Genomic DNA, 5,275 nt, shown 5'->3' with positions numbered 1-5,275 from the left:
CCAGGCCGCGTAGTCGGCGTACTGCACCGGCAGCGGCGGAAGGGGATCGGGCTCGCCGCGGAGAAAGGCGCCGTACAGCGCGCCCAGCTCGTTCGTCAGCACGCCCGACGACCAGCCGTCGGAGACGATGTGGTGCATCGTCAGCAGCAGCACGTGGTCGTCCTCCGCCATCCGGACCAGCCGGGCGCGGAGCAGCGGCCCCCGCTCCAGGTGGAACGGGGCGATCGCCTCCTCGTCCATCAGGCGGCGCAGCTCCGGCCCGGCATCGGGATGGGCGGACAGGTCGTGCAGGGCCAGCTGGAACCCGCTCTCCCCGGCCGGCGCGATTCGCTGCTCCGGCTGGCCGCCGGCGGTGTGGAAGGTGGTCCGCAGCGCCTCGTGCCGCGCCACGATCGTTTCCAGCGCGCGCGCCAGCGCCGCGGCGTTCAGCGCGCCGCGCAGGCGCAGCCGCTTGGGGATGTGGTAGGTGCTCCCCGCGCCCCCCATCTGCTCCAGGAACCAGAGCCGCTGCTGGGCGAAGGAGAGCGGGAGCCCGCCGGTCCGCTCCACCCGCTCGATGGGGGGCAGGTCGGCGCGCCCCGCCTGCTCCAGCCCGCGCGCGAAGTCCGCCAGCACCGGGCGCTCGAACAGGTCGCCGATCCCCACCTCCGCGCCCGTCGCCTGGCGCACGCGCGAGATCACGCGGACGGCGAGCAGCGAGTGGCCGCCCAGCTCGAAGAAGTTGTCGCGGCGCCCCACCCGCTCCACGCCCAGGAGTTCGCTCCAGACCTCCGCCAGCGCCTGCTCCGCCTCGCCCACCGGGGCCTCGTAGCCGCGCCGCGCGAACGCGTCGCCCTCGGGCGCCGGAAGCGCCTGGCGGTCCAGCTTGCCGTTCGGGGTGAGCGGCAGCGCCTCCAGGCGCACGTACGCCGCCGGGACCATGTACTCCGGCAGGCGGGCCGACAGGAACGAGCGCAGCGCGTCGATCTCCACGGTGCCGGCGCCCACGATGTACGCCACCAGCCGCTGATCGCCCGCCCGCTCCTCGCGCGCGGCGACGACGGCCTCGCGCACCGACGCGTGCTCGCGCAGCCGCGCCTCGATCTCGCCCAGCTCGATGCGGAAGCCGCGCACCTTCACCTGGAAGTCGTTGCGGCCCAGGAACTCGATGGTTCCGTCGGCAAGCCAGCGCGCCATGTCGCCGGTGCGGTAGAGCCGCGCGCCCCGCTCGCCGCCGAAGGGATCGGCCACGAAGCGCTCGGCCGTCAGCTCCGGGCGGCCCAGGTACCCCCGCGCCACGCCGTCGCCGCCGATGTACAGCTCGCCGGTGACGCCCACGGGCACCGGCTCGCCCGCCCCGTCCAGAACGTAGACGCGCGTGTTGGAGATCGGGCCGCCGATGGGAACGTGGGTCCGTGCGCCGTCCGCGGCGCAGCCCAGCGCGGCCGTGGCCGTGGCCGCCTCGGACGGGCCGTACACGTTGTGGAGCGCCACCCCCGGCAGCCGCTCGCGGAACCGCCGGGCCACGGAGGCCGGGAGCGCTTCTCCGCTGCACACCACCTGCACCAGCCCCGGGCAGTCCCCCGCCTCCGGGTGCTCCAAAAAGAGCTGCAGCTGGGAGGGAACGAAGCACGCCGTGCGGACCGCCTCGCGCCGGATCGTCTCCGCCAGGGAGCCCGGGTCCAGGGCGTCCTCCGGCCGCGGCATCACCACGAGGCCGCCGGCCATCAGGGGCCAGAAGATCTCGCGGGCGGCGACGTCGAAGCTGAACGACGCGTTCTGCAGGACCGCCCCGCCCACCTCCAGCCCCCACGCCTTCTGCCCCCACGCCAGCCGGTTGACCACGCACCGGTGCTGGTTCACCACGCCCTTGGGCTGCCCCGTGGAGCCGGAGGTGTAGATGACGTACATCGGGTGGTCGGGGGTGAGCCCCGCGATACGGGGATTCGTGGCCGGGCGGCGCTCCCACTCCGCACCCGCATCCAGGTGGATGGCGGGGACCGGGAGCGCGCCGGCGATTTCGCCCGCCAGCCCGGCCAGCGCCGCCCGGGTGAGCAGCGCCATCGGGGCGCTGTCGCGCACCATGTAGCCCAGCCGGTCCCGCGGGTAGGCCGGGTCCAGCGGCACGTATGCGCCTCCGGCCTTGAGCACCGCCAGCAGCGCCACCACCATCTCCGGGCCGCGCTCCACGCAGATGGCGACGCGCGCCTCCGGCCCCACGCCGTGCGCGATCAGGTGGTGCGCCAGCCGGTTGGCGCGGGCGTTCAGCTCCGCGTAGGTCAGCGAGAGATCCTGGAACACCACGGCCACCGCGCCGGGGGTGCGCTCCGCCTGCGCCTCGAAGAGCTGATGGATGCACAGCTCGCGCGGATAATCGGCCTCCGTGCGGTTCCACTCCTCCACCACCAGGCGCCGCTCGGCCGCGTCCAGCAGCTCCACGCGGTCGACCGCCTGCGCATCGTCGGCAACCATCGCCTGCAGCACCCGCCGCAGGTAGCCCAGCCAGCGCTCCACCGTCGCCTGCTCGAAGAGCGCCGTGGCGTAGGTGGCGCTGCCCACGATGCGCCCGCCCGCCTCCCACAGCCCGAGCGACAGGTCGAGCTTCGCCGCTACCTGCAACGACGCCGGGCCCACGCCTCCCAGCCCGGGGCCGGGAAGCTCCAGCCCGCCCTCCGAGGCCTCCTGCCAGGAGAGCATCACCTGGAAGAGCGGGCTGTGCGCCAGGCTGCGGGTGGGCTGCACCAGGTCCACCACCTGCTCGAACGGGATGTCCTGGTTCTGCTGCGCCCCCAGCGACCGCGCCCGTACCTGCTCCAGCAGCTCCGCCAGGGTGGGAGAGCCGGCGAGATCCACGCGCAAGGCCAGCGTGTTCACGAAGAAGCCGATCAGCCCCTCGATCTCGGTGCGGCCGCGGTTGGCGCTGGGCGTGCCGATGATCACGTCGTGCTGCCCCGACAGGCGGCCCAGCACGGCGGCCCACCCGGCCAGCAGCGTCATGAAGAGGGTGGTGCCGCGGCGCTGGCCCAGCGCTTTCAGCGCAGCCGTGAGCTCCTCGCCCAGGTCGATGGCCGCGGTGGCCCCGGCGTGGTCCTGCCGCGCGGGGCGCGGACGATCGGTGGGGAGCTCCAGCAGCGCCGGCGCACCGGAGAACGTCTTCGTCCAGTACTCCGCCTGCTGCTGGAGCACTTTGCCATCCACCCACTCCCGCTGCCACGCCGCGTAGTCGGCGTACTGCACCGGCAGCGGCGGAAGGGGATCGGGCTCGCCGCGGCCGAAGGCCTCGTAGAGTGTGCCGAGCTCCCGCGTCAGCACCCCCATGCTCCACCCGTCGGAAACGATGTGGTGCATCGTCAGGAGGAGCAGGTGGTCGTCCTCCGCCATCCGGACCAGGCGGCCGCGGATCAGGGGGCCGTGCTCCAGGTCGAAGGGCGCGCCCGCCTCCTCGGCCGACAGCCGGCCCAGCTCCGCCACGGGTTCCGGATACCCGCGCAGATCGTGCTCCAGGAGATGAAATGCGCTCTCCTCCGCGATCCGCTGCACCGGCTCGCCGTCCATCTCCACGAACGTCGTGCGCAGCGCCTCGTGCCGCGCCAGAAGCGCGTCCAGCGCGCGCCGCAGCGCTCCCCGGTCCAGCTCTCCCTGCAGCCGCAGCCGCATGGGGATGTGGTACGTGCCGCCCAGGTCGCCCAGCTGCTCCAGGAACCAGAGGCGCTGCTGCGCGAAGGAAAGAGGCAGCCGTCCGCGGCGGTCGACGCGCCCGATCGGCGGGAGCCCGGCGGGCGCCGCGTTCCCGATGGCCCGCGCGAGATCAGCCAGCACGGGGCGCTCGAACAGGTCGGCGATCCCCACCTCGGCGTCCAGCACCTGGCGCATCCGCGAGACCACCCGCACCGCCAGGAGCGAGTGCCCGCCCAGCGCGAAATAGTTGTCATGGCGGCCCACCCGCTCCACGCCTAGCACTTCGGCCCAGATCCCGGCCAGCGCCTCTTCCGTCCCGCCCACCGGCGCCGCGTACTCGCCGGCCGCATAGGCGTCGCCTTCCGGGGCGGGGAGCGCCCTGCGGTCCACCTTGCCGTTCGGCGTGAGCGGGTACGCCTCCATCCACACGTACGCCGCCGGCACCATGTACTCCGGCAGGCGCTCGGCGAGATGCGCACGCAGCGCGTCCACCGCGACCGCTTCATCCCCCAGGTAGTACGCCACCAGCCGACGGTCGCCGGGTGCGTCCTCCCGGACGAGAACCACCGGGGCGCGCACGCCCGAGTGCTCCGCGAGCCGCGCCTCGATCTCGCCGAGCTCGATCCGGTAGCCCCGCACCTTCACCTGGAAATCGATCCGGCCCAGGTACTCGATCTCCCCGTCCGCGCGCCGCCGCACGCGGTCCATCACCCGGTACATCCGCGCGCCCGGCACGCCGAACGGGCAGGGGACGAAGCGCTCCGCCGTCATGGCCGGATGGCTTGCGTATCCGCGCGACAGCCCGTCGCCCGCCAGATAGAGCTCGCCCGTGACGCCGACCGGCACCGGCTGGAGGTGCGCATCCAGCACGTACGCCTGCGTGTTCGCCACCGGCGTGCCCACCAGCACCTGGTCGGCGCCGCGCGGGACCACGTAGTACGTGGAGTACGTCGTGTCCTCGGTCGGCCCGTACAGGTTGCCGACCTTCTGCACCGTGCCCAGCGAGTACAGCCCCTGCGCCAGCGCGTTCGGTAGCGCCTCGCCGCCCAGGTTCAGCGTCTTCACGCTCGCTGGGATGCCCCCGCCCCGCAGCAGCTCCGCGGCCGCGCTCGGCACCATGCTGACGTGGACGACTTCTTCCTCGACCGTGGCCAGCTCCAGCGCGTTCTCCACCAGCACCAGCTTGCCGCCCCACGCGAGCGTGCCGAACACCTCCGCGATGGAAACGTCGAAGTTGACGGAGGTGGAGAAGAGCACCGAGGAACGCTCTTCTTCCGTCACGTTCTCCCGCAGCCAGTGCAGCAGGACGACGACCGAGAAGTGGCGGATCATCACCCCCTTGGGACGGCCCGTGGAGCCGGAGGTGAAGATCACGTGCGACAGGTTCTCGGGGAGGACGGCGCTGTCGAACGCGTCGGCGGATTCCGCCGCGATGGATTCGCGCTCGCGGTCGAGCAGGAGCGTGGCCGCGCCTTCCGGCAGCCGGTCCGCGTGCGCGGAGTCGGTGATGATCAGCGTGATCCCGGCGTCTTCGGCCATGTAGCCCAGCCGCTCGCGCGGATACGCCGGGTCCAGCGGCACGTACGCGCCTCCGGCACCCAGTACGCCCAGCATCGCG

The 5,275-nt window shown here is 73.2% G+C and carries 1 protein-coding gene; it reads right to left on the bottom strand.

The annotated features are described in order from the left end of the window. A partial coding sequence (locus tag VIB55_RS10500) for an amino acid adenylation domain-containing protein (protein WP_331876612.1) occupies positions 1–5,275 on the bottom strand: 5,275 nt, incomplete at both ends.

Origin of the sequence: Longimicrobium sp. (genome assembly GCF_036554565.1) — a bacterium.
Taxonomy (GTDB): Bacteria; Gemmatimonadota; Gemmatimonadetes; order Longimicrobiales; family Longimicrobiaceae; genus Longimicrobium.
This window is presented reverse-complemented; position numbering and strand designations above follow the sequence as displayed.